The sequence below is a fragment of the Jeotgalibacillus marinus genome (genome assembly GCF_040801915.1).
Taxonomy (GTDB): Bacteria; Bacillota; Bacilli; order Bacillales; family Jeotgalibacillaceae; genus Jeotgalibacillus; species Jeotgalibacillus marinus.
On sequence record NZ_JBFMIA010000338.1, the window covers coordinates 1 to 225 of the forward strand.

Annotated in this window: 1 protein-coding gene; it reads right to left on the reverse strand. The window is 53.3% G+C overall.

Annotated features, from left to right (window positions below; translation table 11 throughout):
- Positions 1-225: hypothetical protein (locus tag AB1471_RS19220; RefSeq protein ID WP_367781094.1), on the reverse strand; the 225-nt coding region annotated here is incomplete at both ends.

The following is a 225-nucleotide window of genomic DNA, read 5'->3' on the forward strand; positions in this document are numbered from 1 at the left end:
TCCCCTCCTCCCCTCTTCTTTCCCCCCCCCCTTTTCCCCCCCTCCCCCCTTTTTTCCCTCTCCCCCTCTTTCCTTCCTCTCCCCTTTTCTTTTCTCCTCCTTTCCTTCTCCCTCCCCTCCTTCCTCCTCCTCCTCCCCTCCTTTTCCTCCTCTTTCTTCTTCCTCTCTTTTCTCTTCCCCCCCTTCCTCCTTTTTCTTTTTTTCCCCCTCTTTCCTTTTCTTTTT